Below are 26,642 nucleotides of genomic sequence, written 5' to 3'. Positions count from 1 at the left end.
ATGCCCGTGACGCTCTGGTCGGAGTGAAGAGGAGGTGCCGCTTCGACGCGGTCCGGGGCCGAACACGCCCTCTGGGCGCTCGCCGTCCCGCAGCGGCTCTTTCGAGTATAGGGAGGTGTACCGAGGACGTCAAACCGTGGCCCGGGTCGGGTGTCGAACCGGGGACCTGGCGCCCGTGGGCGCGGTTGCGTCTCTGGGTCCTGGGTGCCTCGTGCCTGGGGCCGCTCCCCACACCGGGAGCCGTCCACTCACGTGGGCCGTTGTTCATCGGACAACAGTCGTTCTCCCCGGGAGATTCCCCTCGAAACCCTCATGCCGGGGCAAATTCTCCGCCTCCCCCGCAACACGAAGGGCCGGCGCCCGAAGGCGCCGGCCCCGTGGGTCCCGCGGCTCAGCCGGTCAGGACGACTCCGCCGATGTTGCGCTTGCCCTTGCGCAGCACCACGAACCGCCCCTGGAGGACGTCGTCCTCGGTCAGGCGCGCCTCCACGTCGGTGACCTTGGTGTTGTTCACGTAGGCACCGCCCTCCTGGATGGCGCGGCGGGCCGCGGACTTGCTCGGGGTCAGGCCGCTCTGGGCGAACAGGTCCGCGACCCCCGGCAGGTTGGCCACCGGGCCGGACACCTCGGCCTTGGGCACCTCGGCCAGGGCCGCCTCCAGGGTGCGCGCGTCGAGCTCGGAGAGCTCGGCGCGGCCGAAGAGGGCCAGGCTGGCGTCGATGACCTTGCGGCACTCGTCCGCGCCGTGCACCAGGGTCGTGAGCTCCTCCGCCAGGGCGCGCTGGGCGGCGCGGGCCTGCGGGCGCTCCTGCGTCTGGCGCTCCAGCTCGGCGATCTCCTCTTGCGAGCGGAAGCTGAACACCTTGAGGTAGCGGACCACGTCGCGGTCGTCGGCGTTGAACCAGAACTGGTAGAACGCGTACGGCGAGGTCAGCTCCGGGTCCAGCCACACCGTGCCGGTCTCGGTCTTGCCGAACTTGGTGCCGTCCGCCTTGGTGAGCAGGTTGGTGGTCAGGGCGTGCGCCTGGCCGTGCGGCTCGTTGCCGTCGATCCGGCGGACGAGGTCCAGGCCCGCGGTGATGTTGCCCCACTGGTCGGAGCCGCCGGTCTGGAGCGTGCACCCGAAGCGCCGGTACAGCTGCACGAAGTCGTAGGACTGCAGCAGCACGTAGCTGAACTCGGTGTAGCTCATCCCCTCGCCGTCGAGACGGCTCTTGACGGTCTCGCGGGCGAGCATCTGGTTGACGCTGAAGTGCTTGCCCACGTCGCGCAGGAACTCGATGGCGTTGATCCCCGACAGCCACTCGGCGTTGTTGGCCAGGATCGCGTCGGTCGCCCCCGGGGTCTCCCCCTCCGGGGCGAACCGCAGGAACGCGGACAGCTGGCCGCGCAGCGCCTCCACCCAGCCGAGCACGGTCTCCACGGAGTTGAGCTGGCGCTCGGCGTTCGGCTTGGGGTCGCCGATCATGCCCGTCCCGCCGCCGACCAGGGCGATGGGCCGGTGGCCCGCCTGCTGGAAGCGGGCCAGGGTGAGGATCTGGGTGAGGTGGCCGACGTGCAGGCTCCCCGCCGTCGGGTCGAAGCCGCAATACAGGGTGATCGGACCATCGGCGAGCGCCTTGCGGAGTGCGTCAAGGTCGGTCGTCTGCGCGATGAGGCCGCGCCACTGGAGTTCGTCGATGATGTCGGTCACTGTGCTTGCTCTCTGATTCGTAGGCGGGCCGGGGCCCGATCTGCCTTGCAGTGTAGGTCGGACCCGGAGGGGGCACACCCTCTTTTCCCCTCCGCCGCCCCTGACCTGCGCTCCACCGTCACGCTATCGGTTCCGCGGCCGCGGGCGTCCGCACGGCTCCCGGTTCCCCTTCGTGAGGGGCTCTTGACACCTCAAGCTAATGCCCTTAGCTTCATGGCTATGGAGATGAGCTTGAGCAGTGGAGAGCGGACCGTGCGACACCTCACCCGGCCCCAGGGGCGGATCGCGTACGACCTGTACGGGGCGGACCACACCGACGGCACCCTGGTGGTCTGCGTGCCCGGGATGTTCGACCACCGGGCGTCCTTCCGGTTCGTGGGCGAGGCCCTGGCCGCGGCCGGGCACCGGGTCGCCGTCATGGACCTGCGCGGGCACGGGGACAGCGACGCGACCTTCGACGACCACACCAACCGGGCCGCGGCCACGGACGCCATCGCGCTGGCCGAGGAGCTGGGCGGGCGGGACGTCGTCATGGTCGGCACCTCGATGGGCGGCGCCGCCGTGACCATCGCCGCACTGGAGCGCCCCGACCTGGTGGCCGGCATCGTTCCCATGGCCGCCTTCCTGCGCGCCGGGAAGCCGAACGTGTTCATGCGGGCCGCCCTGCGGCTGATGCTGCTGCGCCCCTGGGGACCGCGGCTGCTGACCGGCTTCTACGACGGCCTGCACAAGGGCCGCACACCGCAGGGGCACCGGGAGCAGCTGGACCGGGTCCTGGCGATGCTGCGCCCCGCCGACCGGTTCCGCGCGGTGCGCGGCACCGTGAACGCGCCGAACGAGGAGGTCCTGGCCGCGGAGGGCCTGCGCGCCCGGGCCGTGGTCGTCGGCGGCGAGCTGGACCCCGACTGGAAGGACCCGGCGGCGGAGGCCGCCTGGGTGGGCTCGGTCGTCGGCGGCCGGGTGGTGATGCTGCCCGAGTGCGGCCACTACCCCCAGAGCCAGCGGCCCGACCTGGTCGTGCCGGTGCTGGAGGAGCTGATCGCGCAGGTGCGCGCCGATGCCTAGGGCCGGACTCACACCCGAGCTGGTGGTCGCCGAGGCCGCCCGGCTGGTGGACGAGCAGGGCTGGGAGGCGCTGTCGCTGGCCGCGGTGGCCAAGCGGTTCGGCGTGGCCGTGCCCAGCCTGTACAAGCACGTGGAAGGTCTGCCGGGGCTGCGGAGCGGCATAGCGGTGCTGGCCGCGAACGAGATCGGCGAGGCCGTCCAGCGGGCGGCGGTGGGCCGCTCCGGGCCGGACGCGCTGCGCGCCTGCGCCGACGCCTACCGCGCCTACGCCCACGCGCATCCCGGGCGCTACGTCCACCTGCAGCGGCTCCCCCGGATGGCCGCTCCCGACGCGAAGCTGGACACCGACCCGGTCGCGGTGCTGGCGGCGGTGCTGCGCGGGTTCGGGATCACCGAGGACCGGTCGGTGCACGCGGTCCGGGCGCTGCGCAGCGCGCTCCACGGCTTCGTGGACCTGGAGGTGCAGGGCGGGTTCGGCCTCCCCGAGGACGTGGACGAGAGTTTCGCGCTGCTGGTGGAGGGGTTCGTACGCGCTTACCGGGACTGGCCCGGGAACGGGGACGGCGGCGGGGCGGCCCGCGGACGGAGGGCGGACTGATGCTGGCGGGGCACTTCGGGGTGGCCGGGATCGTCAAGGCGTGGCGGCCGGAGATACCGATGGCGGCGCTGCTGGTGGCCTCGCAGGTCCCCGACCTGGTGTTCGCGCCGCTGGCCGCGCTGGGCGCGGAGTCCATGGCGCCCGCCGACCCCGGGCTGAGCGGGTACGGGTCGCTGCTCATCACGGCGCCGTTCTCGCACGCCCTGGTGTCGAACGTAGTGTTCGCGGCGGTCGTGGGACTGCTGGTGCACGTGTTCCTGCGGGGGCGGTGGGGTTCCCATGCCGGGTGGGTGCTGGGCGGGGTGGTGTTCTCGCACTGGCTGCTCGACCTGCTGGTGCACCGGCCCGACATGCCGCTGCTGCCCGGCGGTTCCGGACCGCCGCTGCTGGGCCTGGGCCTGTGGGAGGTCCCCGCGGCGGCGGCCGTGGTGGAGGGCGCGCTGGTGGCGGCCGGGGCGCTGCTGTACGGGTGGCGCACGCTGCGGGACCTGCCGGACCACCGGGGGCGGGCGTGGGCGTACAGCGCGGGTGTGGGGCTGCTCCTGGCCGGATCGTTCGTGTTCGACCTCTTCGCCTCCTGAGCCCCTCCCAACCCACGGGCACCAGGGGACGGCGGACCGCTCGGCGGCCCCCGTTCCGGTCGGCCGGATCGGGGGCGGCATCGCCGAATGTTCCCGACCGGCCCCGGAATGCGACAAGCTGGAGGTCGGCGCCGCTCCACGGCGGCGCGCCCCGTTCACCAGCCCGTGGAGTTCCCTCATGGCCGATAAGAAGTCGTCGTCGAAGCTGGGCGGGATCATCTCCGCCGTCGTCGGCGCGATCGTCGTCGCAGCGTTCGTCCTGTACCAGCTCGGGATCATCGACCTGGGCCTGGAGGAGGACACCGGCGCCCCGCGGGACGGCGCCCCCTCCTCCCCCTCCGGGGAGGTGTCCGTCGAGCAGGCCCGGACCATGCTGGACGAGCTGACCGTCGAGGCGGAGAACGACCCGCCCGGATACGACCGCGCGATGTTCCCCCACTGGAGCAGCCAGGACGGGTGCGACACCCGGCAGACGGTGCTGGAGCGCTCCGGCGAGAACGTGGAGATGAACGAGGACTGCCGCGCGGTCTCCGGGTCCTGGTACAGCGCCTACGACGGCGAGACCTTCACCGACCCCCAGGACCTCGACATCGACCACATGGTGCCGCTGAAGGAGGGCTGGCGCTCGGGGGCCCACGCGTGGACCACCGAGGAGCGGGAGCGGTTCGCCAACGACCTGGAGTCGTCGCCGCAGCTGTGGGCGGTGAGCGCCACGACCAACCGGTCCAAGGGCGACGCCGACCCCGCCGACTGGATGCCCCCGCTGGAGTCCGTGCACTGCGAGTACGCGGCCGCGTGGATCGAGGTCAAGCACGTGTGGGACCTGAGCGTGGACACCGACGAGGAGGCCGCGCTCCGCGGGGTGCTGGACGGCTGCTGAGCCGCCGCCCCGGCGCCGCCCGCGGGGCGGCTCCGGGACCGGGCCGGCCCGGCGTACCGCGGAGGACGTCCGCGGCGCGCCGGGCCGCTCCCTTCTCAGCGGGGGTCGGCGAGGGTGATCCCCCGGGCGGTGGCCAGCAGTTCTTCGGGGCCGAGGATCCCGAAGGCGTCGCGGACCTCCACCGCGACGCCCGTGCCCGGGGTCCAGAAGGCCTCGGTCTCACCGTGCAGCGCCGGGACCCCGCCGTTGTCGAACGGGGTGAGCTCCCACTCGTCGGGGTCGCGCTCGTGGTACTCGGCGAGGAAGGCCCGCAGCGCGTCCAGGTCGGTGAGCCCGTCCCCGCGCAGGACCAGGACCTGGAGCACCACCTCGGCGCCTCCCCCCTCCCGGGGGCGTTCCCACACCCTGCTGGAGAAGGCGACGTCCCCCCACTCGTACTCGAAGTCGGAGACCGAGGTCCGGTCGTCGATCGCCACTGGCAGATGTCCGATGCTGAAGCCGTCCAACTCTCCCCCTCGTAGGTCGGTGACGGCGGCGGCCGTCGTGAGCGCGAGCGTGAACACCGCGGCGAGGAACGCCGCGAGCGGGCGGATGAAGGACATGGGACCTCCGACCGGCGCGGTGCGGGACCTTCCCGGACCGTCCGGCTCCCTTTCATGCTGGGCCGCGCACGAGGTCCGGACCAGCGTGTTCCGGAACCTGTGGATAACCCCGTTGCGACACGCGCCGCCACCCGGTTCCGTCCCCTTCCCGCTCGTGCCCGGGTCAATCCGGCGGGACGGCGGACGGCGGGGGACGGGCGGGGGACATCGGGTGCCGTCCGGGGGAACGGGAACCGGACGGGGGCGGGGATGGGGACGGGTACGGCCGCCCCGGGGCCGGTCGTACCCGGGCGGCCGGGAACGGTCATGTCCGGGGCGGTCGTGGCCGCTCCCTTCTGAGTCCGGTCGCCGCCGATCCGTCGAGAAAGCGCGCGCAGGCGGAGGGCCGCTCGTGCCCGGGGGCCGGGACCGGTCGGGACCGGGTCGGCACCGGTCAGTGGAGGAAGCGCGCACGGGCGGAGGGCCGGTCGTGGCCGGGGTGGCCGGTGCCGACCGCCTACGGGGCCGGGCGGCACCGGGCTGCGAAGAGGGCGCACACCGGCGGAGGACCGGTCCGGGCCGGGCGGCGCCGGTCCGCGGAGAGGGCGCGCACGGGCTAAGGGCCCTGCGGGCGGACCGGACACCGCGGACGCTACAGGGAGCGCAGGCCGACGAGGACGGCGTGCAGGATGTCCTTGCGGGCCAGCGGGCGGGAGGGACCGCACCGCTGCAGGGAGCCGTCCGCGATCATGCGGGCGGCCATCGCCCTGACCTGGCCGACGGGGAGGTTGACCTCGGCGGCCAGCTCGACGACGGTGCGGGCCCGCAGGGCGTGGCGGAGGATGGCCTCGCGCTCCGGGCGCAGCCATTCCCGGCGCCCCGGGGTGCGCGCGGCGACCACCAGGGTGAGCAGGTCCAGCGTCTCGGGTCCCGGGCCCGGGTCCGCTCCGTCCGGGTCCCCCGCGGCCACGGCGAACGGGCGCAGGAACCGCTCCTCGGCCCGGTCCGGGTCGGCCCCGCCGTCGGGGTCGAGGTCCGCGCCCTCCCCTACGTGCCGGGCCACGGCCCGGCGTCTGTCATGGCTCACTGTGTCCTCCCGGTGGTGTGGGAGCCGGTACTCGGGGGACGTCCCGCTCGCGGGGCACGGGGCGTTTGGGCAGGGGCGCCCGCTCCGGGTCCGGAGGGCCGTCCGGGGCCCGCCGGGAGTGCCGGGGGCCCTCGGCGCGGTCGTCGGGGACACCGCGCGGGTCCCCGTCGGCGGGCCGGCCCTCCGGGGCCGGGAAGGGCGCGGTCGGCGCGCCGTCCGGCCACGGGCCGACCGGGCGGCCGCGGTCGGGGCCGACGGGGCGGGGGCCGGTGAACCCCGGGGGCAGGTCGCGGCGGGGGGCCGGGCGGCCGTTCTCGGGCGCCGTGCCGGGACGCGGCGGGGCCGGGTCGGGGCGGCGGTGCTCCGCCGTCAGGTGGGGCAGGGGTTCGGTGGGGTCGCCCGGGTACCCGCCCGGGGCACCGGGCACCGCCCCGGGGCCGGTGGCACGGAAGGGATCGGTGCGGTGCCGCGGTTCGGCGTGGTGTCGGCTGAGGTCGCCGAGCACCTCCTGCGGGCCGCTGTCCCCCCAGCGCACGTCCCACTGTCGGCCGGTGTCCGGGCCCGGGCCGCCGGGGCCGGGGTCCGCGGAGTACCGCTGTCGCCGCTCGCCGGCCGGCACGTCCTCGAAGGCGGGCGGTTCGGCGAACAGGTCGATCTCGCCCGGGGCGTCGGCCGGGTGCGGCCCGCGCGGGGGCTCCCCGGCCGGCGGGCGGGGGTCGACCGGTGCCTGCGGGCCGGTGGTCCGGACACGGTCGGCGTCCGGGCCGGGCCCGCCCGGGGCGTCGCCCGCGGCGGCCCGGGGTCCGACGCTCCGGACCGGGCCCGTGTGGACGCCGGTCCCGTCGCCGGGGGCCGCCTGAGCGCCGGTGCCCGGGAGCCGGTGCGGGCCCGTCTCCCCGCCGCCGGAGGCGGTCCGGGGTCCGGTGACCGGGATCGCGCCCGAGTGGGGGGCCGACCGGCCGGTGCCGGGGTCGGGGACCGGGCGGGGACCGGTGTCCCGGACCGGTTCGGGGCGCGGGTCCGGCTCCACTGGGCCGTCGGCGGCGAAGGCGGCCCGGGGCCCGGTGGGCCGGGGCGGGTCGGTGTACGGGTTCGGGGCGCCCGAGGGCCCGACGCGCTCGGGGGGCGTTCCGGTGCGGGGGTCCGGCTCCGCAGAGTCGCCGGTGTCGGGGCCGTCGGCGGCGACCGGCCGCAGGTCGGGCCCGCCCTCCGGGGCGGCCCAGCGTTCCGGCTCGCGTTCGGGGCGCACGCCCGCGGGGGCGGCCCCGGTCCGGGCCTCCGACAGGCCGAACGCCCGGCGCACGTCCCCCTCGGCGGGAGCCGCCGCGGCCGGGACCACGCCGCGCGGGCCGGCGGCCGGCGGTGCGTCGGCGGGCTCCAGCAGGGACTTGGGGACGAGGGTGATCGCCCGGGTGCCCCCGTACGGCGAGGGCTCCAGCCACACCCGCACGCCGTGGCGTTCGGCCAGTCGGGCCACCACGAACAGTCCCAGCCTGGGGTCGTCGGGCAGCGCCATCACGTCGAACTCCGGCGGCCGCGCCAGGGTGCGGCGGGCCTGCTCGTACCCGTGCTCGGACATGCCCAGGCCGCGGTCCTCGACCTCCACCAGCAGTCCCTCCGGGCAGGGGCCGCAGCCCACGTCCACCGGGGTGCCCGCCGGGGAGAACTGGGTGGCGTTCTCGATCAGCTCGGCCAGCAGGTGCACGATGTCGGCGACGGCCTGGCCGTGCATGAGCATGCGGGGCGCCGAGGTCAGCCGGACCCGTTCGAAGTCCTCGGTCTCGGCGATGGCGGCGCGCAGCACGTCCACCAGGGGGCGCGGCTGGCGCCAGCGGCGGGCGGACTGGCCCCCGCCGAGGATGATGAGGTTGTCGGCGTACCGGCGGGCCCGGGTGGTGAGGTGGTCGAGCCGGAAAAGCCGGCCGAGGGCCTCGGGGTCCTGTTCGTCGTACTCGATCTCGTCGAGCAGCCGCAGCTGGCGCTGGACGAGGTTCTGGTTGCGGAAGGCGATGCCCAGGAACGCCTTGTTGGCGCCGCGGCGGATCTCCGCCTGCCGCACGGCCGCCTCGACGGCGGTGAGCTGGGCGCTGTCGAACGCCTCGGCGACCTGGCCGATCTCGTCGTCGCCGAACTCGTCCAGCGGGGGCAGCTCCTCGTGGGCGTCCACCCGGTCCCCGCGCTGGGCCCGCTCGACGATGTCGGGCAGGTCGTCGTCGCGCTCCATGACGCGTTCGCGCAGCAGGGCGAGCCGGTCGGTGAGGCGCCGGGAGGAGCGGCGGACGGTGGCCAGGGCGATGGCGCCGCCGGCCAGGCTGACCAGGGCGGCCGCCACCCCGAAGGACACCTGGGCGAGGGAGGCCCTCCAGGCCAGGTCCACGGTCCGGTCGGCCTGGGCGCGGGCCAGCTCGTCGATCAGGGCGACGGAGGCGCCGGAGGACTCGTCCCAGTCGGCGACGTCGACGTCGACGGCGGTGTTCCACTCCGGGGGCGAGCCCTGCCCGGGGTCGTCGGCGGCGGTCGCCGGGGAGCGGGTGACGACCCCGCGGCTGATGTCCTCGGCCCGGATCCAGGCCGGGTCGGCCGCCATCTCCTCCTGCCGGGCGCCCACGGCCGGTGAGAGCAGGGGGGCGGCCTCGGCCAGGGTGTCGCGGTAGGAGGCGGTGAGGTAGGTGAAGTGGGCGGTCTCCTCGTAGCCCATCGTGCCGCGGGCGGCGACCCCGGCCAGGAGGGCGTCGGCGGTGGAGTACTCGGCGGCGGCGCGCAGGAGCTCGCTGGTCAGGACGGCGTCGGTGAGGTTCTCCCCGCCGTCGGTGGTGTGCACCAGGGCGGTGGTGACGGCGGTGGCGCCGTCGAGGACCTCCGCGTAGCCGACCAGGATCTGCTCCTGGACGGCGGAGCCGTCGTCCAGGGCGGTGCGCAGGGCCGGCAGGGTCTCGGCGGCCTCGGTGAACGCGTCGGCGCTGCGGCGGACCTCGTCGTCGCGGGTGGCCTCCAGGCGCCCGGCGAAGCCGACGGCGTCGGCGACGGCGGCGTCGGTGCGGGAGCGCTGCTCGCGCAGGGCCTCGGTGTCGACGGCCTCCCCCGCTTCGAGGCGGCCCAGGTGGACCAGGCCCATGCGGCGCTCGGAGCGCAGCTCCAGAACGGCGGCGGCGAAGACCTCGGTGCCCTCGCGGGCCTGGACGACGGCGCCCATGAGCCGGACGGCCTGGACGGTGCCGACCGCGGCGACGATCAGCCACAGGGCCAGGAAGCACAGGCTCGGCACGAGCACGATGCGGTTGAGCTGCCCACGGATCGTGGACGCTTTGACGCGGGTTCTGCGCATGGCCCCTCCAGCCTGTGCGGGTGCCGGGCCGGGGGGCCTCGGCGGCTTTCGGTCGTGCCGAGGCTATCGAAAAATCATGGCGGAACGCTGTCAAATGATTACTACGAGTTGTCTTCGGAGATACGGAAGACCCGTGACGACCTTCCCGAACGCCCTCGAAGCTCCAGGTCGAGGCGCCTGTGAACGGCGGCGGGGCCGCCCGCAGAAGCGGACGGCCCCGTGAACACGCCTCATCCCACGGCGTGTCGCCGTGCTCAGGCCTCCGGACGGTGGCGCGAACCGACCGGGGCGGGCAGCTGGTCGGCGGTCGGCGGCTGCTCCACGCCCAGCGAGTTGAGGATCTCGGCGTAGCGCAGCGCGGCGATCTTGCCGAGCAGGCCGTCGGCGCCCAGCGGGGCGCCCAGGCGCGCGCCGAACCGCTCCGCGGTGGCCGACAGGTCCGCGCGCAGCTCCGGGCCCAGGGCGCTGGGGGCGATGACCGGGCGGCGGCAGCCGCCCTGGCGCAGCTGCCCGATGGCCTGCTCCAGGGCCGCCTCGTTCTCCAGGTCGGCGGGCAGCACGGTCAGTCCCAGGCGGGCGGCCAGCAGGACGGCGGTCACCCCGGCCGCGGCCACGGCGGCCTCGCCGCCGACCGCGCCGACCACCACTCCGTCGGCCATACCGGTGTCGCGGGCCACGACGCTGATCAGGCGCATGCGGTCGGCCCGCACGTAGCCGCTCTCAGCGAGCCGCAGGTGCAGGACCTCGGCGAGCATCGGGTGCGGGCCCAGGCCCTCGCTGACGCGCACGTCGGCGCCGGAGGCGCGCACGGCGGCGTCGATGGCGGCCGAGACCCCGGCGTGCGGGGCGGTGACCAGGGGGACGACCACACCGGTCAGCGGCCGCTCGCCGTCGCCCTGCAGGCCGGACAGCGCCTCGGCGAGGGTCTCCTCGTCGCCTTCCAGGTGCCCGTGGCGGATCGTCACCTCGGGCCGGTAGGCGCGCACCAGGTCGGCCATGCGGGCGCCGATGGACTCACCGTCGACGCCCCGGGCCCGCTCGGCGGTGCCGGGGACCGCCATGATCAGGGTCGGGGTCCCGAACCAGTCGTCGAAGGACAGCGGGTTCCGATGGCGGCCGGACCGCCGCTTGGGCAGTTCGCGTGGGGGGAGTCGATCTGAGTTTCGCATACCAGGATTCAGGATGAGAGGCGGACGGATCGCCCGGTCGGAGCGTTGTCACTGACGCGCCATTGTAGCGTTCCAGGGCATATCCACGGGTGTGTCTCCCGAACGTACACCGGACCGTTCCCCCGCCGGCGGGGCGGGGTACCACCCCGGCGGGCTCACCCGCTCAGGGCCGGCCTGCGGCCGTGGATGACATGGGTGACCAGGGCGACCAGCACGTCCCGGCAGGAGGCGCGGTCGCGGGCGTCGGCGAGGACGACGGGCACCGAGGCGTCCACGTCCAGGGCCCTGCGCACCTCCTCGGGGTCGTAGTCCTCGGCGCCCTCGAAGCGGTTGACCGCCACCACGAAGGGCACGCCGCGGCGCTCGAAGAAGTCCACCGCGTGGAAACAGGTCTCCAGGCGGCGGGTGTCGGCCAGGACCACCGCGCCCAGGGCGCCCTCGGCGAGCTCGTCCCACATGAACCAGAAGCGGTCCTGCCCGGGCGTGCCGAACAGGTAGAGGACGACGTCGGGGTTGACGGTGATGCGGCCGAAGTCCAGGGCGACGGTGGTGGTGGTCTTGTCCTCCACTCCCCCGAGGTCGTCGATCCCGTAGCTGGCCTCGGTCATCACCTCCTCCGTGCTCAACGGGGTGATCTCGCTGACCGAGGCCACCATGGTGGTCTTCCCGGCGCCGAAGCCGCCGGCGATGATGATCTTGACCGCCTGGGGGATCGCCTCGGCCTCCCCCGGCCTGGTCTCAGAGTCTGCGGATGCCATCGAGTACCGCCTGCAGCACTTTCTTCTCGGGGAGCTGGGAGATGGGCGTCGCCGCCCGGGTGCGGATGTCGCCGTCGGCGAGCAGGTCGCCCAGCAGCACCCGGACCACGGTGAGGGGGATGTCGAGCCGGGCGGAGACCTCGGCCACCGAGATGGGCCTGCGGCACAGCTCGAGGATGGCCCGGCGCTCGGGTTCCAGCGGCCGCTCGCGCCGGTCGCGGGCGGCCACCACGATGGTGATGAGGTCGAGCCGGGGGCCCGCGGCGGTGGGCCGGACCCGGCCGCGGGTCAGCGTGTAGGGGCGGACCAGGGCCCCCTCCACGGTGCCGCCGGGGGACAGTCCCTCGGCGGGGCCCTCGGACGTGGGGTGCCCGCGCCCGGGGTGCCAGGGCGCGGCGGTGCGGCGGGAGGCCGGGCTCCGGCGTTCCTCCTGCGCGGTCATGAGCCGGCACCCCCGGTGGTGGTGAGCTCGCCGGGCCGGCGGGGCGCGGCGGTGAGGAACTGGCCCACCCGCTTGACCCGCAGGTTCATCTCGTAGGCGACCAGGCCCACGTCGGCGTCCTCGGTGGCCAGCACCGCCAGGCAGGCCCCGGCCCCGGCGGCGGTCACGAAGAGGTAGGAGCGCTCCATCTCCACCACGGTCTGGCGGACGTCGCCGCCGCCGAAGTGGCGGCCGGTGCCCCGGGCCAGGCTCTGGAAGGCGGAGGCCAGGGCCGACAGGTGTTCGGCGTCCTCGGGAGGCAGGTCCCGGGACCGGCCCAGGAGGAGTCCGTCGGCCGACAGCACGATCGCGTGCGCGGCCCCCACGACCCGGTCGGCCAGGTCGTCCAGGAGCCAGTCGAGGTTGTCCACGGCGTTGCTCTTGCCCACCATCTCAGTCGTTCTCTCCCGTGTGGTCGTCGGTGCTGCCACCGACATGGCTGTCGTACTGCCGCCCGTCACCGTCACCGTCGACGTCCGCGGCGCGGCCCCGGCGGGTCCCCGCGCTGAAGGCGTCCATCATCCGGCGGGCCTCCTCCGGGCTGCGGGCGCTCGGCGGCGGGGCCTGCTCCTCCCCCGGTTCCGGTGCGGGCGAATGTCTGAGCTGGGGGGCGAGGCTGGCCTGCCGCCTGCGCCGGGGCAGGTCGGGACGGTCCCCGCCGGCCGCCGCGCGGTCGGCGGTGCGGGAGGGGCCGTCCGCGGGTGCGCCGTCGTGCGCCCCGTCCGGGGCCGGCAGGTCGGGGACGCTGCGCAGGAGCGGGGCGCGGTGCCCGGCGCCGTCCCCGTCGGGCGGGGGCACCGGGCGCAGCCGGGGCCGGGGCGGCGCGGCCCCGTCGTCGGCGACCAGGACGCCGACCGCGGTCCCGGCGTCCGCCCCCTCCTGGGCCGGGGCGTGCTGAACGCGGCGCGCGGCGGGCCGGGAGTGGTCGGGCGCCGCCCCGGCGGCGGTGAACAGCGCTCCGGGCAGGAGCACGACGGCGCGGGTGCCGCCGTAGGGCGAGGGCCGCAGCTCGACCTGGACGTCGTGCTTGACGGCCAGCCGGGCGACCACGAACAGGCCCAGGCGGGCGTCGGTGCCCGGCGCCATGACGTCGAACTCGGGCGCCTCGCTGAGGGTGGTGTTGGCGCGGGTCAGGGCGTCCTCGGTCATGCCCAGGCCGCGGTCCTCGATCTCGACGGCCACGCCCTTGGGCACGGACTCTGCGGAGATGGTGACGTCGGTGTGCGGGGGCGAGTAGGCGGTGGCGTTCTCCACCAGCTCGGCGAGGAGGTGGATGACGTCGGCGACGGCGGCGCCGGCCAGGGACAGCTCGGGCACGGCGGTGACGTGGACCCGGGCGTACTCCTCGGTCTCCGACACGGCGCCCCGCAGGATGTCGATCAGCGGGATCGGCCGGCGCCAGCGCCGCCCGGGCCGGGCGCCGCCGAGGATGATGAGGTTCTCGGCGTGGCGGCGGCCGCGGGTGGCCAGGTGGTCGAGCCGGAAGATGCTCTCCAGCAGGTCGGGGTCGTCCTCCTCGCGCTCGATCCGGTCCAGCAGCTGGAGCTGGCGCTGCACGAGCGACTGGTTGCGGTGGGCGATGCCCAGGAAGACCCGGTTGACCCCCGACCTCAGCTCGGCCTGTTTGACGGTGGCGGCGACGGCGGTGCGCTGGGCGATGTTGAAGGCGTCGGCGACCTGGCCGACCTCGTCGTCGCCGTGGTCGAGCTGCTTGATCTCGGCGTCGGGGTCGACGCTCTCCCCGGCCTCCAGGCGGCGCACGATGCGGGGCAGGTCGACGCGGGCGACGCCCAGGGTCTCGGCGCGCAGCCGGGCCAGCCGGCGGGTGAGGCGTCCGGCGGAGCGGGCGGCCACCCCGTAGGCGACGGTGCCCGCGAACAGGGAGGTGATGCCGCCGCCCAGGGCGAGGCTGAGCATCCAGGCGCTGGCGGCCTCGGTGGCGGTGACCACGTCGCCGGCCCGGCGGGCGGTGAGGTCGGCCAGTTCGGTGTTGACCCGGTCGGCCTCGGCCCGCCAGTCGGCCAGCCCGGCGGGCGGCGAGGTGTCGCGGACGATCTCGGCGGTGACCGGGTCGAGGGAGGCGGGCGCCTCGTGGGAGCCGATGGCCGCGCCGATCTCCAGGAGCCGCTGCCAGGGGCCGCTCCGCGTGACGGCCGCGGGGGTGGGCGCCCCGGCGTCGTCCCCGGGGTGGACGGTGTCCAGGCGCAGGCGGGCGTCGTGGAGCAGGGCGGTGATCCGCGTCTGCTCGTCCCGGGTGAGGTCGCCGCGGACGGCCACGGCGGCGACCAGGGCGTCGGCGTGGCTGAAGGACTCCTGGGCCCAGAGCAGGTCGGTGGTGGCGGCGGCCTCGGCGGAGGCGCCGCCGTCGTCCAGGGAGCGGATGGTGCCGGAGTACAGGCGGATGCCCCGGTGGATCGCCGAGGTGTAGGCCTCCAGGGTGTCGGCGCCGGCGGCCGGGGGGTCGGCCAGAGCGGCGGTGCGGGCCGCGGCGACGGCGTCGAAGGAGGCCAGGAGGTCCTCGGTGAGGGCGGGGGTGCCGGGGTCGTCCCGGTCGCCCAGGGAGCCGTCGAGGCCGCGGACGGTGTCGACGGCCTCGTCGGTGAGGCGGGCGCGGTCGGCCAGGGCCCGGCGGCTCCCGGACCCGGGGTCGGCCAGGTACTCGGCGGCCAGGCGGCGCTCCTCCTGCAGCCGGGTGAGCGCGGTGACCAGGTGGATGCCCGCCCGGCCCTCGGCCACCGCCGAGCGCAGCGAGACGGCCTGGGCCAGCGTCGCCATGCTGAGCAGGACGAACAGGGCCAGGAAGGTGATGCTCGGGATCAGCACGATCCTGTTGAGCTGCGCCCGGATGCCGCGGCCTCGGCCTCCCGGTCTTCCCATTGCGCTCCTCCAGCGGACTGACCGCGGGCACCGGTCGGCGTGGTTCCGACGCGGATCATCACCGTGTGCACCGGAGAGGGCACTCAGCGGCACCCGCGGACTTCGGACGCTATCGCACCGTCGGACGGGCCGCCGGGGAAACGGCGAAATACACCCGGGTCCGGGTGCCCGCCGCGCGTTCGGCACCCGGGGACCGCCCCGGCGCCCGCCCCGTGCCGGGAGGGGGAAGCGCGGCAGGGCGCCCCGAGGTCTCGGGACGCCCTGCCGTGTGGACCGCTGGAATGGACTAGGACCTGTCCTTGAACATCCTCCTGTGCCATGGGGGGTTCGCGAGGCGCCGGCGGGGTTCTGGAGGCCCCGCAGGAGCGGTCCTCAAGGGAAGCCTGTGGCCGTAGGCCATCCGTTGAGGGTGGCGGTGGGCGACGGGCGGGCGAGGACCGCACCGGAGGTTCAAAAGAACGCGGTCTAGGAGAAGGCCTTGCGGTTCTCCTCGACGGCGGCGCGGAGCCGTTCGAGCTGTTCCGCGACGCGGACGGGCGCGGTGCCGCCCCGGCCGGCGCGCGAGGCCAGGGAGCCCTCCACCGCCAGCACCTCGCGCACCGCGGGGGTCAGGTGCGGGGAGATCGCGGCGAAGTCGTCGTCGGACAGGTCGGGCAGGTCGATGCCGCGCTCCTCGCACACCCGCACGCAGGTCCCGGCGATCTCGTGGGCGTCGCGGAACGGCACCCGCTCGCGGACCAGCCACTCGGCGATGTCGGTGGCCAGCGAGAAGCCCTGCGGGGCCAGCTCGGCCATCCGGTCGGTGTGGAAGGTCAGGGTCGCGACCATGCCGGTCATCGCGGGCAGCAGCAGGTGGAGGGTGTCGACGGCGTCGAACACCGGCTCCTTGTCCTCCTGGAGGTCGCGGTTGTAGGCGAGGGGCAGGCCCTTGAGGGTCGCGAGCAGCCCGGCGAGGTCGCCGATGAGGCGGCCCGCCTTGCCGCGGGCCAGCTCGGCCACGTCCGGGTTCTTCTTCTGGGGCATGATCGACGACCCGGTGGAGAAGGCGTCGTCGAGGGTGACGAAGGAGAACTCCTTGGTCGCCCAGAGGATGACCTCCTCCGACAGCCGGGACAGGTCCACGCCGATCATGGCGGTGACGAACGCGAACTCGGCGACGACGTCGCGGGAGGCGGTGCCGTCGATGGAGTTCTCCACCGAGGCGGGGAAGCCCAGCTCGGCGGCGACGGCCTCGGGGTCCAGGCCCAGGGAGGACCCGGCCAGCGCGCCGGAGCCGTAGGCGGACACGGCGGCGCGGCGGTCCCAGTCGCGCAGGCGCTCGATGTCGCGCACCAGCGGCCAGGCGTGCGCCATGAGGTGGTGGGCCAGCAGCACCGGCTGGGCGTGCTGCAGGTGGGTGCGGCCGGGCATGGCCGCGCCGGGGTGGGCGGCGGCCTGGTCGGCCAGGGCGTTGACCAGCTCCAGCAGCCCGGCGGCGATCGCCCGGGCCTCCTCGCGCAGGTACATGCGGACGAGGGTGGCGATCTGGTCGTTGCGGGAGCGCCCGGCGCGCAGGCGCCCGCCCAGCTCGGCGCCGACCCGCTCGATGAAGCCGCGCTCCAGGGCGGTGTGCACGTCCTCGTCCTCCAGGACGGGAGTGAAGGCGCCCGAGGCGACGTCGGCCTCCAGCCGGTCGAGGCCGGCGATCATGCGGTCGAGCTCGTCCCCGGTGAGCAGTCCGGCGCGGTGCAGCGCCCGGGCGTGGGCGCGCGATCCGGCGATGTCGTGGCGGGCCAGCCGCCAGTCGAAGTGGGTGCTCAGCGACAGCCGGGCCAGGGCCTGGTCCGGTCCGCCCTCGAAGCGGCCTCCCCACAGGCGCAGCGCCTCGGGCTGGTCGGCCATGGTGTGGTTCTCCTCAACGTGGTTCGGGTGCGGTCCGCGGGCCGCCTGCGGCGCGCGGGCGCCGCTACGGCCTGCGGTCGGCCAGCCGCAGCAGCGCGGCGGCCAGCTCCTCGCCGCCCTGGGGATCGCGGGAGATGACCAGGATGGTGTCGTCTCCGGCGATCGTCCCCAGGATGGCGTGGAAGTCGGTGTGGTCGATGGCCGAGGCCAGGAACTGCGCGGCGCCCGGCGGGGTGCGGACGATGACCATGTTGGCGGACGCCTCCGCCGACACCAGCAGGTCCTCGGCCAGCCGGGTGAGCCGGGCGCCGGAGGCCTGGGACAGGTCCAGGGTGTCGGGGCGGGTGCGCTGGAGGCGTTCGCCCCCCTCCCCCGGCAGGACGTAGGCGAGGTGCCCGGCGGCGGTGCGGAGCTTGACCGCGCCGAGTTCGTCCAGGTCGCGGGAGAGGGTGGCCTGGGTGACCAGGACGCCCGTCTCGGCGAGCCGTTTGGCCAGCTCGCCCTGGGAGCGGATGTCCTCGCGGGTGAGGACCTCGGTGATGCGGGCGTGCCGCGCCGCCTTGGTCATCGGTGCGGTGGCGCCCCCGTCGACGGTCATCGTCGCACGTCCCCTTCGGCGTCGGTGTGCTCCAGCAGGAAGGCCAGCAGGGCCTTCTGGGCGTGGCGCCGGTTCTCGGCCTCGTCCCAGACGACGCTCTGGGGCCCGTCGATGACGCCCGCGGAGATCTCCTTGCCGCGGTAGGCGGGCAGGCAGTGCAGGACGATCGCCCCGGGGTCGGCGGCGGACAGGAGGTCCTCGTCGACGATGTAGGGGCGGAAGGGCGCCTCTCGGTCGGCGGCCTCGGCCTCCTGGCCCATGGAGACCCAGGTGTCGGTGGCCAGGACGTCGGCCCCGGCGGCGGCCTCGCGGGGGTCTGTGGTGACGGAGACCGATCCCCCGGTGGTGCGGGCGATCTCGGCCGCGCGGGCCAGGACCCGCGGGTCGGGGTGGTAGCCGTCGGGGGCGCCGACGCGGACGTGGAGCCCCGCGGTGGCTCCGCCCAGCAGGTAGGAGTGCGCCATGTTGTTGGCGCCGTCGCCCAGGTAGGCCAGGGTGAGCCCGGCCAGGGCGCCCTTGTGCTCGCGGACCGTCTGGAGGTCGGCCAGGATCTGGCAGGGGTGGAACTCGTCGGTGAGGGCGTTGACCACCGGAACGGTGATGTCGGCGGCCAGGGTCTCCAGGTCGGCCTGGGCGAAGGTGCGCCAGACGACGGCGGCGACCTGGCGCTGCAGGACGCGGGCGGTGTCGGCGAGGGGTTCGCCGCGGCCCATCTGGGTGCTGCCCGAGTCCAGGACCAGCGGGGCGCCGCCGAGGTCGGCGACGCCGACGCTGAAGGACAGGCGGGTGCGGGTGGAGGGCTTGTCGAAGAGGAGGGCCACGGTGCGCGGGCCGGCCAGGGGCCGGTGGGCGAAGCGGTCCTTCTTCATGGCGTCGGCGAGGTCCAGCACCCGGGCCTGCTCGGCCGGGCTCAGGTCGTCGTCGCGAAGGAAGTGCCGGGTCATGACTGCTTCTCCTTGGTGGCGGCCTCGGCGGCGTCGAGGATGGTGGGCAGGGCCTCGATGAAGACCCCGATCTGCTCGGGTGTGATGACCAGTGGCGGGGCGAGCCGGATGGCGTCGGGGGCGACCGCGTTGACCAGGAAGCCGCGGACCGCGGCCTGTTCCTGGACGTGGGCGGCGTGCGGACCGGTCAGGGTCAGGGCCCGCCACAGGCCCGAGCCTCGCTGCCCGGCCAGCAGGGGGTGGTCGATGGCGTCGAGCTGCTCGGCGAGCAGGTCCCCCATGACGGCGGTGTGGGCGAGCAGGCCCTCCTTCTCGATGGTGTCCAGGACGGCCAGGGCCGCGGCGCAGGCGATGGGGTTGCCGCCGAAGGTGGAGCCGTGGTCGCCCTTGTGGAAGGCGTCGGCGTAGCGGCCGAAGCCGACGCAGGCGCCGATGGGCAGGCCGCCGCCCAGCCCCTTGGCGAGGGTGAGGACGTCGGGGCGCACCCCGGCCTCCTGGTGCGCGAACCAGGCTCCGGTGCGGCCGATGCCGCTCTGGATCTCGTCCAGGACGAAGGCCGTGCCGGTGGCGTCGCAGATCTCGCGGACCCCGGCGAGGTAGCCCTCGGGGGCGGGGACGACCCCGGCCTCGCCCTGGGTGGGTTCGACGAACACGGCGGTGCAGCCGGTGTCGACGGCCTCGCGCAGGGCGTCGAGGTCGCCGTGGGGGACGAAGCGCACGTCCATGCCGAACGGCCCGAAGGGCTCGCGGATGGAGTCCTTGCCGGTCAGGGCCAGGGAGCCGGAGGTGCGGCCGTGGAAGCCCTTCCCCGCGGCGACGAAGTAGTGGCGGCCCGGGCCTGCGGCGCGCTTGACCAGCTTGAGGGCGGCCTCGTTGGCCTCGGTGCCGGAGTTGGAGAAGTACACCTTGGCGTCGCCGCCGAGCAGGGAGACGAGCCGCTCCGCCAGCTCGATCTCGCGCTCGTTGATGAAGAGGTTGCTGGTGTGGGCGATGGTGGCCGCCTGGTGGGCCACGGCCTTGACCAGGGCGGGGTGGCCGTGCCCCAGGGAGGAGACGGCGATGCCCGCGATGAGGTCGAGGTACTGGCGCCCGTCGGCGTCGTAGACCTCGCAGCCGCGTCCCAGGGTGAGGGCGATCGGCGGGACGCCGTAGTTGGGCATGAGCGAGGCCGAGAAGCGTTCGCGCAGTTCGGAGCCGGTCATGGCCTGCCTCCGTCGGTGTGGTCGGTGCGGGTGTCGTGGGGGCGCCAGGGGCGCGGGCGGTCTCCGGCGAGCAGGGCCGCCTCCAGTTCCTCGTCGGCGACCATCGTGCCGACACCCTGGTCGGTGAAGACCTCCAGGAGGAGGGAGTGCGGGACGCGGCCGTCGATGATGTGGGCCTGGGGCACACCGCCCTCGACGGCGGTGAGGCAGGCCTCCATCTTGGGGAGCATGCCGGAGGAGAGCGTGGGGAGCAGGGCGCGGAGCTCGTCGACGTTGAGGCGGCTGACCAGCTCGGTGTTGGCCGGGTAGTCGGCGTAGAGGCCTTCGACGTCGGTGAGCATGATGAGCTTGCTGGCGCCCAGGGCGACGGCGATCTCGGAGGCGGCGGTGTCGGCGTTGACGTTGTAGACGCCGCCGTCGTCGGCGCGGGCGACGCTGGAGACGACGGGGATGCGGCCGTCGGCCAGCAGGGCGGCGACGGCGCCCGCGTTGACCTCGGTGACCTCGCCGACGCGGCCGAGGTCGACCTCCCGGCCGTCCACCGTGACGCTCTTGCGTTCGGCGACCAGCAGGTCGGCGTCCTCGCCGGACATGCCGACGGCGAAGGGGCCGTGCCGGTTGATCAGGCCGACGATCTCGCGGTTGACCTGGCCGGTGAGGACCATGCGGACGATGTCCATGGCCTCGTCGGTGGTGACGCGCAGCCCGGCGGTGAAGGCGGACTCCACCCCGGAGCGTTCGAGCATGGCGCTGATCTGTGGGCCGCCGCCGTGGACGACGACGGGGCGCAGTCCGGCGTAGTAGAGGAAGACGACCGATTCGGCGAAGCGGACGCGCAGTTCCTCGTTGATCATGGCGTTGCCGCCGTACTTGACCACGACGGTGCGGCCGTGGAAGCGGGACAGCCAGGGCAGCGCCTCGATGAGGTTGGCGGCCTTGTCTATGGCCTGGGCCCGGTCGTCGCCGGTGGCGGCGCTGTCGGTGGCTCGGGAGATCATGTCCGGTCCTCGTGCTCCGTGGTGGCGGGGTCGGCGTCGATCTGGGCGGCCAGGTCGGCGCACACGTCGGCGAGCAGGGCCGCGAAGGCCTCCTCGTCGGGGGTGGTGCCGGCGGCCCCGCTGGCCATGAGCAGGGCGGTGTCGGCCGGTCCGGTGAACGGGGGGAGGGTCTTGGCGGCGGCGTCGGCGATGAGGGCGCGGCACCGGTCGGCGGTCAGGTCGGCGTCGGTGGTGACGATGTACAGGCCGCTGGACAGGGAGGGGTCCGGCCCCTTGGCCATGGCGCCGACGGTGTAGCCGTCCCCGCGCCGGAAGACGATCTTGACGACGGTGTCGGTGGTGCGGACGGCGTCGGCGGCGGTCAGCCCGCCGGAGCGGGAGAGTTCGGCGACGGCGGCGGTGACGCCATCGGTGAGCCGGTCCAGGGGCGGGCGGGTGCCGACGGGTCCGGCGGCGCACAGGGCGATCTCGGCCGCGGAGTCGTCGACGGCGGCCGCGGTGTGCTCGGCCAGGGCGTGGACGTCCTGGAAGCCGAGGGGGACGGTGTCGACGTTGGCGCAGCCGGAGTTGAGGACGGCGGCGCGGACCCGGCCGCCGGCCAGGACCTGGCGGGACCACAGGGCGGGGGCCGAGCGGTCGGCGCCGGAGCCGAAGACCGCCCCGGCCGCCCGGGAGGGGCCGTCGTTGACGAGGACGGCGACGTCGCGCACGCCGGGGACGGCGATGCCCGCGCTGACTCCCGCGGCCCGGAAGCCCAGGGGTGCGGTGACGCTCACGTTGTGCCTTTCCAGCTTTCCGGTGGTCAGGGGGCCACGGCGGCGAGCGGGAGGCCGGTGGTCTCGGGCAGGCCCAGGGCGAGGTTGGCGCTCTGGATCGCGCCGCCCGCGGTGCCCTTGGTGAGGTTGTCCAGGGCGGCGACGGCGACCATGCGTCCGGCGTCGGGGTCCACGGTGACCTGGACGAGGGTGGTGTTGGCGGCGAGCGTCATGGCGGTGCTGGGCCAGGTCCCCTCGGGCAGGAGGTGGACGAAGGGCTCGTCGGCGTAGGCGGTCTCGTAGGCGGCGCGGACCTGCTCCGCGGTGGTGCCGGGCCGGAGGGGGGCGGTGCAGGTGGCGAGGATGCCGCGCGGCAGGGGGGCCAGGACGGGGGTGAAGGACAGCTTGACGGGTTCGCCGGTGACCGCGGTGAGGTTCTGGACGATCTCGGGGTTGTGGCGGTGGACTCCGCCGACGCCGTAGGGAGTGAGGGCGCCCATGACCTCGCTGCCGATGAGGTTCGGCTTGGGGGCCTTGCCCGCGCCGGAGGTGCCGGTGACGGCGACGACGGTGAGGTCGGGTTCGACGAGCTGCTCGGCCAGGCCGGGGAAGAGCGCGAGGGTGGCGACGGTGACATGGCAGCCGGGGACGGCGACGCGCTTGGCGCCGGTGAGGCGCTCGCGCTGTCCGGGCAGCTCGGGCAGGCCGTAGGGCCAGGTCCCGGCGTGGGGGGTGCCGTAGAAGCGTTCCCAGGAGGAGGAGTCCACGAGCCGGAAGTCGGCGCCGCAGTCGATGACGAGGACGTCCTCGCCGAGCTGCCGGGCGATGTCGGCGGACTGGCCGTGCGGCAGGGCCAGGAACACGAGGTCGTGGCCGCGCAGGGAGTCGACGTCGGTGGGGGCCAGGACGCGGTCGGCCAGCGGGAGCAGGTGCGGCTGGTGCTGGATGAGCGGTGTCCCGGCGTTCTTGGCGGCGGTGACGGCGCCGATCTCGATGTCGGGGTGGCCGATCAGCAGGCGGAGCACCTCGCCTCCGGCGTATCCACTGGCCCCGGCGACCGCCGCGTTGTAACCCATGGTGCTCCCCTCACTCTCAATGACTGAACTATCATGCACACTGCTGCAAATTTATGCAAGCCAGATCGGAGGAAGGCCGGTGCGAGCGCGCTCACACCGGCCCCGGTACGGCGGCGTCCGGTCAGCGGCCGGCGATGCGCCCGGCGATGCCGGCGAGGCGGGAGGTGTGGGCCTTCTCCTCGGAGGTCTTGGACTCGCGGCGGTCGGCGGTGCGGTAGAGCCCGTAGATGACCTGCGTGCCGACCCAGCGCAGCGGCTCGGGCTCCCAGCCGCGCACCTGGTGGCCCACCCAGGGCAGCCGGGTGAGCTCGGTGTCCCGGCCCAGGATGAGGTCGCGCAGGGTGCGCCCGGCCAGGTTGCTGGTGGCCACGCCGCTGCCGACGTAGCCCCCGGCCCAGCCGATGCCGGTCTCGGTGTCCATGTGCACGCTGGGGCACCAGTCGCGGGGCACGCCCAGGACGCCGGACCAGGCGTGCTCGACGGGCACCTCCGCCACGTCCGGGAACATGCGGGTGAGCGCGCGCCACAGCTCGGCGATGGCCTGGGGCTGGGTGGCGCCGTCCTTGTCCTGGGCCGAGCCGAAGCGGTAGGGCACGCCCCGGCCGCCGATGGCGATGCGGTCGTCGGCGGTGCGCTGGGCGTAGACGTAGGCGTGCGCGGTGTCGCCCAGGACGTCGCGGCCCTCCCAGCCGATCTTGTCCCACACCTGGGCCGGAACGGGCTCGGTGACGATCATCGAGGAGTTCATCGGCAGCCATTCGCGGCGCTGGCCGCGCAGGGTGGAGGTGAAGCCCTCGGTGGCGCGCACGACGTGGTCGGCGTAGACGGTGCCGTGGTCGGTGACCACGGCCGGGCGGGCCACGCCCCGGCGGGGGCGGATCTCCTCCACGGCGGTGCCCTCGAAGATGGTCACCCCCAGCGCCTCGACCGCCCTGGCCAGGCCGGTGACCAGCTTGGCGGGCTGCACGCGCGCGGCGTGCGGGGAGTAGGCGCAGGCGACCGCGTCGGCGACGGCCAGGGAGGGGGTGTGCCCCTCGGGGAGCATGTGGATGTCGTCGGGCCAGTACCCCCATTCCTGGAGGTACTCGATGTCCTCGGCCAGCCGGTCGCGCTGGGCGGCGTTGGTGGCGACCAGGCGCATGCCGCCCTTGACGATGTCGGCGTCGATGCCCTCGGCGGCCGCGGCGGAGATGACCTCGTCGACGGTGCTCATCATCGCGCGTTGCAGGGCGATGAACGCGCTCTTGCCGTGTGACTGCGCGTAGCGCTCGCGGGAGCCCGCGAACTCCGCCGACAGCCACCCTCCGTTACGGCCGGAGGCGCCGAAGCCGGCGAACTCGCGCTCGACCACCGCGATGCGCAGGTCGGGCTGCGCCTTCTTGAGGTAGTAGGCGGTCCACAGCCCCGTGTACCCCGCGCCGACGACGCAGACGTCGTAGTCGGCGGTGCCGGGCAGCGGGTCCCTGCGCTCGGGAAGGCCGATGTCACGGAACCAGAAGGAGACGGAGCCGTTGGCGAACCGGGGGGACCGGGGGATCGGCCTCAGCTGCGCGGCAGTGGTGAACAGTCCCATGATTCCCCCCGGGGCCTTACCGTTGGGACCCCTCCCCCGGAGCCCTCGAACATCCGCCAACCTACACGGGAACGAAGGCCGGTGGGACGTTTTCCGTACTTTCGTACGGACACGGCGACATTCCGACCGGGGAATCGACTACCGAGCGTTTCCGACGGGTGATCCGGGGTCAGACCGTGCTGTCACGGAGCGTGCGCGCGACCGCGGACAGGGTGCGCACGCCCTCCTCGCCCAACGGCCCCAGGACGTGCTCGCGCAGACGCTCGACGTGCTTGACCCGCACCTGGCCGATGAACTCCACCCCCTGGGGGGTGAGGGTCGCGTAGACCACGCGCCGGTCGGACGAGCAGTTCTCGCGCTTGAGGTACCCCTCGCGTTCGAGCCGGTCGGCGAGCTTGGTGAAGCCGCCGGTGCTGAGACTGACCTCTCGGGCCAGGCGGCTCATCGGGAGCCGGTGTCCGGGGGTGCGCTGCAGGCGTATGAGGACCTCGAACCAGGGCCCGGCCATGTCCTTGCCGTCGGGGGTGATGCCGCGCAGCAGCCTGGGGTGGACGCCGTTCATGGCCTCGTGCAGCAGGCCCCAGGCGGTGATGAGGTCGTCGTCGGTGAGCGTCGCGGTGTCCTCGGTCGGCCGTGCGGTCATGATCCGCCCCCTCAAGAAGTATCTTCCCGAGAAACAATACCGGATGATGGGAGCACGGGAAAGTCTTTTCCAAGGAAAATATTTCATCCGGCCGGCTCCCCTGCGGCCGGGGCGCGGCCCCGGCAGCCCGAGGGCCGCCCCCCGCGGTGCTCCGCGGAAGGCGGCCCTCGGAAGAGCCGGCCTCAGTGGCGGGCGGCCACCGCGTCCAGGGCTCCGGCCAGGGTGGACACCAGGTGGTCGATCTGCTCCCAGGTGATGGTCAGCGGCGGCGAGATGAGCAGCGCCGTCGGGACCGGCCGCAGGATCACCCCGCGCGCACGCGCCTCGGCGAACACCTCCGCCGTGGTGATCCCCCTCCCGGCCAGCGCCTCCTCGGTGAGCTCCACCGCGGCCATCACCCCGGTGCCCGAGCGGACCTGCGCGACCAGCGGGTGGTCGGCCAGGGGGCGCAGGGCCCCGTCCAGCTGCCGCTCCACCTCCAGGGACACCGTGAACAGGTCCTCCCGCTCCAGGATGTCCAGGTTGGCCATGGCCGCGGCACAGGCCGTCGGGTGCCCGGCGTAGGTGGTGCCGTGCAGGAAGGGGTGGCCCTCCCGGTACCAGAACGGATCGGCCACCCGGCCGCTCACCACCACGCCGCCCAGCGGCAGGTAGCCGCTGGAGACGCCCTTGGCGAAGACGATCATGTCGGGCCGCACCCCGAAGCGCTCGATCCCGAACCAGTCGCCCAGCCGGGCGAACGCGCAGATCACGCTGTCGACGATGAACAGCACGCCGTACCGCTCGCAGATGCGGGCCACCTCGGTGAAGTAGTCCGGCGGCGGCGCGTACACCCCGCCCGCCCCGATGACGGGCTCGGCGAAGAAGGCGGCCACCCGCCCGGGGCCCACCCGCAGGATCTCCGCCTCCAGGGCGGCCGCGGAGTCGTGCGGGACCACCGACACGTCCTCGACCAGCGGCCCGTATCCGGTGCGGAACCGCTCCATGCCGATCACGCTGGTGCCGAACCCGTGCAGGCCGTGGTAGCCGCCGGTGCGGCTGATCAGGTGGACCCGCTCCGGGGCCCCGGTGACGGCGTGGAAGCGGCGGGCCAGCTTGGCCGCGGTGTCGATGGACTCCCCTCCCCCGCAGGTGAGGATCACCCGCGGGTCGTCGACCGGGGCGTGCGCGGCCAGCCGCTCGCTGAGCCGCGCCGCGGGGGCGTTGGAGAAGTCCCCGTAGACGGTGTAGGCGTCCAGGGTCAGCATCTGACGGTGGACGGCCTCGGCGATCTCGGGGCGGCCGTGGCCGACGTTGCAGTACCAGAGGCTGGCCGTGCCGTCGAGGTACCGGTCGCCGGCCTCGTCCCAGAGCCACACGCCCTCGGCGCGCGCCACCGTGAACTCGGGGCCCTTGCGGACCGTGTTCATATCGCAGAAGGTGTGCCAGAGGCGGCCGGGCTCCCGCACCTGCGGGGCGGCGGGAACGAACGGGAGAGCCGTTTCGGTCATAGGGCGACCTCCGAACCGTGGACGTGCGCGAACGACGACGCGCTGCCGGGAATACTGCGGTCCCCGCCCCCGGGCGCCCTGGGAGGGGCGGGTGCTTGCAGGCTAAATGTGGGGGACGCCTCACAGCAAGAGACGAAACGAACTTTCATGCCCCGAAACACCGGGGTCATTCCGGCTACCCCGGCACATGGTCCGGAAAACCCATGACACGCTGGGAGAACAGGGCCGAAAAAAGTTCTCCGCGTCCCCTCCACGGGAGAGCGTTCCGTCTTCCGGCGGCCATCTCCGGGAAACACGGGCCCCGGAGGACACGGGCCCGGGGAACGCGGGAGGGGCCGCCCCGTCGATGGACGGGACGGCCCCTCGCGGTGGCGCGGTGCGCCGGCG

23 protein-coding genes are annotated in these 26,642 nt (G+C 74.4%); 4 read left to right on the top strand and 19 right to left on the bottom strand.

Going from position 1 to position 26,642, the window contains the following annotated elements:
* Positions 1-391 precede the first annotated feature (391 nt).
* Positions 392-1,693: a tyrosine--tRNA ligase gene (tyrS, locus tag ABZ249_RS30910; RefSeq protein ID WP_355269799.1), complete on the bottom strand. Its 1,302-nt coding sequence runs from the start codon at positions 1,691-1,693 to the stop codon at positions 392-394.
* A 252-nt stretch (positions 1,694-1,945) separates the two neighbouring features.
* Here tyrS and ABZ249_RS30905 point away from each other — a divergent pair, with 252 nt between their 5' ends.
* The 4 genes from ABZ249_RS30905 (at position 1,946) to ABZ249_RS30890 (ending at position 4,817) form a co-directional block, all read left to right on the top strand.
* Positions 1,946-2,758: an alpha/beta fold hydrolase gene (locus ABZ249_RS30905; RefSeq protein WP_355269803.1), complete on the top strand. Its 813-nt coding sequence runs from the start codon at positions 1,946-1,948 to the stop codon at positions 2,756-2,758.
* Positions 2,751-3,356, top strand: coding sequence for a WHG domain-containing protein (locus ABZ249_RS30900; protein ID WP_355269797.1), 606 nt, complete (start codon positions 2,751-2,753; stop codon positions 3,354-3,356). The genes ABZ249_RS30905 and ABZ249_RS30900 overlap by 8 nt, the downstream gene beginning before the upstream one ends.
* Positions 3,356-3,937, top strand: a complete 582-nt coding sequence (locus tag ABZ249_RS30895; protein WP_355269795.1) for a permease — start codon at positions 3,356-3,358, stop codon at positions 3,935-3,937. The genes ABZ249_RS30900 and ABZ249_RS30895 overlap by 1 nt, the downstream gene beginning before the upstream one ends.
* 178 nt (positions 3,938-4,115) lie before the next feature.
* Positions 4,116-4,817: an HNH endonuclease family protein gene (locus ABZ249_RS30890; protein ID WP_355269793.1), complete on the top strand. Its 702-nt coding sequence runs from the start codon at positions 4,116-4,118 to the stop codon at positions 4,815-4,817.
* Positions 4,818-4,912: 95 nt separating this feature from the next.
* Here the strand turns inward: ABZ249_RS30890 and ABZ249_RS30885 are convergent, their stop codons facing one another.
* The 18 genes from ABZ249_RS30885 to ABZ249_RS30800 all read right to left on the bottom strand — a co-directional run bounded on the left by ABZ249_RS30885 (position 4,913) and on the right by ABZ249_RS30800 (position 26,174).
* The gene (locus ABZ249_RS30885; RefSeq protein WP_255646432.1) at positions 4,913-5,419 is read right to left on the bottom strand and encodes a hypothetical protein; all 507 of its coding nucleotides are present in this window, start codon (positions 5,417-5,419) and stop codon (positions 4,913-4,915) included.
* 631 nt (positions 5,420-6,050) lie between these two features.
* Positions 6,051-6,485 carry a DUF742 domain-containing protein gene (locus tag ABZ249_RS30880; protein WP_355269791.1) on the bottom strand — a complete coding sequence of 145 codons (435 nt, stop codon included), beginning with the start codon at positions 6,483-6,485 and terminating at the stop codon, positions 6,051-6,053.
* Positions 6,475-9,810 carry a nitrate- and nitrite sensing domain-containing protein gene (locus tag ABZ249_RS30875; RefSeq protein WP_355269789.1) on the bottom strand — a complete coding sequence of 1,112 codons (3,336 nt, stop codon included), beginning with the start codon at positions 9,808-9,810 and terminating at the stop codon, positions 6,475-6,477. The genes ABZ249_RS30880 and ABZ249_RS30875 overlap by 11 nt, the downstream gene beginning before the upstream one ends.
* 254 nt (positions 9,811-10,064) lie before the next feature.
* Positions 10,065-10,979, bottom strand: a complete 915-nt coding sequence (locus ABZ249_RS30870) for a CbiX/SirB N-terminal domain-containing protein (protein WP_220559976.1) — start codon at positions 10,977-10,979, stop codon at positions 10,065-10,067.
* A gap of 155 nt (positions 10,980-11,134) precedes the next feature.
* Positions 11,135-11,737: an ATP/GTP-binding protein gene (locus ABZ249_RS30865; protein WP_220559975.1), complete on the bottom strand. Its 603-nt coding sequence runs from the start codon at positions 11,735-11,737 to the stop codon at positions 11,135-11,137.
* Positions 11,718-12,179 (bottom strand): DUF742 domain-containing protein, encoded by a 462-nt coding sequence (locus ABZ249_RS30860; RefSeq protein WP_355269787.1) that lies wholly within the window; start codon positions 12,177-12,179, stop codon positions 11,718-11,720. Before ABZ249_RS30860 ends, ABZ249_RS30865 begins: the two co-directional genes overlap by 20 nt.
* On the bottom strand, positions 12,176-12,610 hold the full coding sequence (locus tag ABZ249_RS30855; RefSeq protein WP_355269785.1) for a roadblock/LC7 domain-containing protein: 435 nt from the start codon (positions 12,608-12,610) through the stop codon (positions 12,176-12,178). Before ABZ249_RS30855 ends, ABZ249_RS30860 begins: the two co-directional genes overlap by 4 nt.
* A 1-nt stretch (position 12,611) precedes the next feature.
* Entirely contained in the window at positions 12,612-15,095 is a 2,484-nt protein-coding gene (locus ABZ249_RS30850) for a nitrate- and nitrite sensing domain-containing protein (RefSeq protein WP_355269783.1), read from the bottom strand.
* 465 nt (positions 15,096-15,560) lie between these two features.
* Positions 15,561-16,976 (bottom strand): argininosuccinate lyase, encoded by a 1,416-nt coding sequence (gene argH / locus ABZ249_RS30845; RefSeq protein WP_220559971.1) that lies wholly within the window; start codon positions 16,974-16,976, stop codon positions 15,561-15,563.
* Between the two features lie 64 nt (positions 16,977-17,040).
* Entirely contained in the window at positions 17,041-17,574 is a 534-nt protein-coding gene (locus tag ABZ249_RS30840) for an arginine repressor (RefSeq protein WP_220559969.1), read from the bottom strand.
* A complete protein-coding gene (argF, locus tag ABZ249_RS30835; protein WP_355269780.1) occupies positions 17,571-18,518 on the bottom strand; it encodes an ornithine carbamoyltransferase in 948 nt (315 codons plus the stop codon). Before argF ends, ABZ249_RS30840 begins: the two co-directional genes overlap by 4 nt.
* A complete protein-coding gene (locus tag ABZ249_RS30830; RefSeq protein WP_220559967.1) occupies positions 18,515-19,720 on the bottom strand; it encodes an acetylornithine transaminase in 1,206 nt (401 codons plus the stop codon). The genes argF and ABZ249_RS30830 overlap by 4 nt, the downstream gene beginning before the upstream one ends.
* On the bottom strand, positions 19,717-20,718 hold the full coding sequence (argB, locus tag ABZ249_RS30825) for an acetylglutamate kinase (protein ID WP_355269778.1): 1,002 nt from the start codon (positions 20,716-20,718) through the stop codon (positions 19,717-19,719). The genes ABZ249_RS30830 and argB overlap by 4 nt, the downstream gene beginning before the upstream one ends.
* Positions 20,715-21,494 carry a bifunctional ornithine acetyltransferase/N-acetylglutamate synthase gene (locus tag ABZ249_RS30820; protein WP_355269776.1) on the bottom strand — a complete coding sequence of 260 codons (780 nt, stop codon included), beginning with the start codon at positions 21,492-21,494 and terminating at the stop codon, positions 20,715-20,717. Before ABZ249_RS30820 ends, argB begins: the two co-directional genes overlap by 4 nt.
* A 26-nt stretch (positions 21,495-21,520) precedes the next feature.
* Positions 21,521-22,549 carry an N-acetyl-gamma-glutamyl-phosphate reductase gene (gene argC / locus ABZ249_RS30815; RefSeq protein WP_355269774.1) on the bottom strand — a complete coding sequence of 343 codons (1,029 nt, stop codon included), beginning with the start codon at positions 22,547-22,549 and terminating at the stop codon, positions 21,521-21,523.
* Positions 22,550-22,670: 121 nt separating this feature from the next.
* On the bottom strand, positions 22,671-24,122 hold the full coding sequence (locus ABZ249_RS30810; protein ID WP_355269772.1) for an FAD-binding oxidoreductase: 1,452 nt from the start codon (positions 24,120-24,122) through the stop codon (positions 22,671-22,673).
* A 169-nt stretch (positions 24,123-24,291) separates the two neighbouring features.
* Positions 24,292-24,765, bottom strand: coding sequence for a MarR family transcriptional regulator (locus tag ABZ249_RS30805; protein WP_220559962.1), 474 nt, complete (start codon positions 24,763-24,765; stop codon positions 24,292-24,294).
* A gap of 182 nt (positions 24,766-24,947) precedes the next feature.
* Positions 24,948-26,174, bottom strand: a complete 1,227-nt coding sequence (locus ABZ249_RS30800) for an aminotransferase class III-fold pyridoxal phosphate-dependent enzyme (RefSeq protein ID WP_355269801.1) — start codon at positions 26,172-26,174, stop codon at positions 24,948-24,950.
* Positions 26,175-26,642 lie beyond the last annotated feature (468 nt).

The organism is Nocardiopsis sp. NPDC006139, assembly GCF_040614155.1.
In the GTDB taxonomy this organism is placed as follows: domain Bacteria; phylum Actinomycetota; class Actinomycetes; order Streptosporangiales; family Streptosporangiaceae; genus Nocardiopsis; species Nocardiopsis changdeensis.
The sequence above is the reverse complement of the archived record's forward strand: the minus strand, read 5'-3'. Positions and strand labels throughout refer to the sequence as shown.